The 2,945-nt window shown below is 34.8% G+C and carries 6 protein-coding genes and 1 pseudogene; all 7 read left to right on the top strand.

Features of this window, described 5'->3' with window-relative positions:
• The coding region (locus tag BN3349_RS10780) for a hypothetical protein (RefSeq protein ID WP_040977394.1) at positions 1 to 449 on the top strand (449 nt) is incomplete at its 5' end.
• A 1-nt stretch (position 450) separates the two neighbouring features.
• Positions 451 to 831, top strand: a complete 381-nt coding sequence (locus BN3349_RS11995; protein ID WP_143933753.1) for a hypothetical protein — start codon at positions 451 to 453, stop codon at positions 829 to 831.
• 78 nt (positions 832 to 909) lie between these two features.
• On the top strand, positions 910 to 1,302 hold the full coding sequence (locus BN3349_RS10775; protein ID WP_040977393.1) for a hypothetical protein: 393 nt from the start codon (positions 910 to 912) through the stop codon (positions 1,300 to 1,302).
• A gap of 305 nt (positions 1,303 to 1,607) precedes the next feature.
• Entirely contained in the window at positions 1,608 to 1,766 is a 159-nt protein-coding gene (locus BN3349_RS12085) for a hypothetical protein (protein ID WP_180334849.1), read from the top strand.
• 24 nt (positions 1,767 to 1,790) lie between these two features.
• A complete protein-coding gene (locus BN3349_RS10765; RefSeq protein WP_040977391.1) occupies positions 1,791 to 2,021 on the top strand; it encodes a hypothetical protein in 231 nt (76 codons plus the stop codon).
• 271 nt (positions 2,022 to 2,292) lie between these two features.
• Complete coding sequence (locus BN3349_RS10760) at positions 2,293 to 2,637, top strand: hypothetical protein (RefSeq protein ID WP_040977390.1); 345 nt, start codon at positions 2,293 to 2,295, stop codon at positions 2,635 to 2,637.
• 95 nt (positions 2,638 to 2,732) lie between these two features.
• A pseudogene (locus tag BN3349_RS12080) lies at positions 2,733 to 2,945 on the top strand (hypothetical protein); the annotation flags it as partial.

The following is a 2,945-nucleotide window of genomic DNA, read 5'->3' as shown; positions in this document are numbered from 1 at the left end:
TCGATCTTAATGTGATTTGTGGAGAAAATCGATGCTCTCAAAATTCTGATGGTTCATATACATATTATGGTGATGATAATTTAACTAGTTTAACGGATGCTGTTAATCCAACTAAAAATAAATTAGCTTCGAGGTTATATGGAGAAACAGGAGGTTTTCAATCTGTCGGAGGAGAATGGAATTTACACTTTAAGCGAATTCCTTATACGAAAGGTTCTATATCGGACAAAATAGTAGAATCCTTTGCGGGTACACATGACATGATAGGAGGGCAAATTTGGGGTTGGTATGATAAACAGGGTAACACATTGCAAAATAAAAATACTCTTCAAACGGTGGGGTCAACAGCGACAACAGTTGTTGCAATTCCTGTTGCAGCACCATTTGCCCTATCTGATTTAATCAGCTCAGATATGATGGAAGTTTTATTTAAATTAGGGGGTAATTAATATGAAAAAATATGTTTTTATTATGCTATCTCTTGTATTAAGTAGTTGCTTATATGATCCTCAAGCAGGATGTGTTAGACCTATTATAGAAACTACAGCAAGTTCTTGCTATAAAGGTAGATCATATCCACCTATTGCTCATTATCAAAAACTTCATCATTTAGGTAATACGAATTCTGAACAACGCTGGAAAGATGTTGTAAGTTGTGGAGGGAAATATGGAGATGAAAGTCTAAGGAGTGCGATGACTAAAGATAAAAATGGACCTATAGATAAAACTATGCAAAAAAAATTCAGACAATGTATGGAAAATAAAGGGTACGTAAGAATACAAGATTGTGGATTAAAAAATTCTTCATCAGATACAAAACAATGTAACTAAAATACGGAAAATGTAGAAAATAGTGCGGTCACAAATGGTGTCGGTTTAGCCTTAGGTGGCACACCAACGGAAGGCGTTGTGGCAGGAATACTTCCCCTTACATCAATCCTGAAATTAAAAAAGCCACTCAAGACAATGATAGCGCGAATATCATTGCGCACGGAGTGTGGGGCGCAATTGAAGCGGCAACTCAAGAAGTTATGGCAACAAGTTTATGTTAATGTGGGATTAAATGTATTAGGTACAAAAGATCCTGATGATTATGGTTGGAGTGCTTTATCTGGAGTAACTGGGGCTTTTGGTGCTCATATAACTGGTAAATTTAGTTCTTCAGTATATAAGTCACCAATAGAAAAGTACACGACACAATTTGGATCTAATTATGCAGGAGAATATTTTGGTGACTCTGAACGCTTGAGAACATTTTATAATTCATTAGAGAATCAATATGATAGAAAAAATAAAAAATAGCTTTTTGCTAAGAAATATTATTTTCTTTGTTATTATGTATTTGTGTATGTTTTTAAGCAGAGACATATTATTTATGATATTTGTTTATATTAAATATGGTCAAATATATTGGGATAATGTCGCTTTTTACGAGGCATTTAAAGCTACGTTACCATTATATATCCCTTTAGTAATATTAGATTTGATATATACTTTAGTCAAAAAGAAATCTAAAAAGTAAGTATGCTAATCAATATTCAGGCAATGATGTTTTAAATAATGCCAGTGTTGTTGTTCGTAAACCTTATGCAGGTTTAGCGGAAGAAATGACATTTACAATCTTTGAACGTTTACGCGCAGGTATTGATTTACCCTCTGTCTTTGGCGCATCAAATGCTAGCCGAGAGCAGGCAATGATTTGGGATAAATTAAAGTCTGTTTGGGGTAAACCTAGTCCGACATTAAAACGTATTGATATCAAATAGCATAAATTAGCGTGAGGATTTAAGATGAAAAAATCTATTTTTCTTATTGTGTTTCTACTAATTGGATGTGTTTATCATTTTGATTATCAATATAAAAACACTAGAGATTTTTGGGTGAAAAATGGTGTTAAAGTAACAGATATAGATTATATTTACTGTGATAAATATGCTGAAAAAAACTTTCAAATACAGAAAGCATATTATATAAAAATTGGCAGAAAATTTCTGATGGCGCAATATCTGATCATGAAATGACTAGTTACTTTACCGTATTAAAAAAATTGCGCCTACAGCGAAGTAATTGTTTATATTCTTTAGGATATAAATTTAAGCCTGATTTTTTTTGGTGTACTCTTAGCTCATATAAAGAAAAAGTTTGTAATGAAAATGAAAAATATGAGAATTAATATAAGGTACGCCATGTTCCAAAAGATAGGGTTGCGACAGGGATTGCGAATATAAATACAACGAAAAGTAATGATGACGGGATTTCTCTTTTAGGATCATAAACAATAGGAGAGTATTTATGAAAGTTCCAGCTATTCTTTGCGGTGTGTTTTTTTTAGCCAGTTGCTCTTTTGGAGGCTTTCAACCACCAAAACCTTATTACATATGGTATTCCAAAAATAAAAATTTGGAATCGTTAATTGATTTTGTAGATGCAAGAGAAAAAGACATGCGAGCTTGTGGAATGGATCCTGTGCGTGGTGGAAGTGACTATCCTGAAGTGAATTTATGTCTAGAAAAAAAAGGTTGGTATTTAAAAGGCGGACCCGTATGCGAAAATGAATTAATGTGGAATAGACCTTTATGCATTGAGTGGCGAGCGAAGCATAGTAGCCCAAATGCGAAGCCTTGGGGAAAGAGATAGTGTAAAAACTATGGAACTATGAATTCTCCGCCGGTGGATGTTATAGCAAATCGAAAGTCAATTCAGACTATGCCAGCGTAAAAAAACAAGCCAGGATGTTCGCAGGTGATGCGGGATATGACATAACTGTCCAAAAACACACCGCACTTACCGGCGGCTTGCTCACCTCAACGGCTAAAGCGGAAGCGGAAAATAAAAACCGTTTTAGCACCGGTACGTTGAGTGCGATGGATATTGAAAACCACGCTGATTATAACGGCAAGGGTGTTGGTGTAAGCGGTTCAGTGGCAATGAACGTTGATACCCCG

Source organism: Necropsobacter massiliensis, assembly GCF_000827595.2.
Lineage (GTDB): Bacteria > Pseudomonadota > Gammaproteobacteria > Enterobacterales > Pasteurellaceae > Necropsobacter > Necropsobacter massiliensis.
This window is presented reverse-complemented; position numbering and strand designations above follow the sequence as displayed.

What these genes read in the sequence shown, in the direction of transcription:
- BN3349_RS10760 (WP_040977390.1), top strand. Translation starts at nt 2,293, where the DNA reads ATGAAAGTTCCAGCTATTCTTTGCGGTGTGTTTTTTTTAGCCAGTTGC.
- BN3349_RS12085 (WP_180334849.1), top strand. Translation starts at nt 1,608, where the DNA reads ATGACATTTACAATCTTTGAACGTTTACGCGCAGGTATTGATTTACCC.
- BN3349_RS11995 (WP_143933753.1), top strand. Translation starts at nt 451, where the DNA reads ATGAAAAAATATGTTTTTATTATGCTATCTCTTGTATTAAGTAGTTGC.
- BN3349_RS10765 (WP_040977391.1), top strand. Translation starts at nt 1,791, where the DNA reads ATGAAAAAATCTATTTTTCTTATTGTGTTTCTACTAATTGGATGTGTT.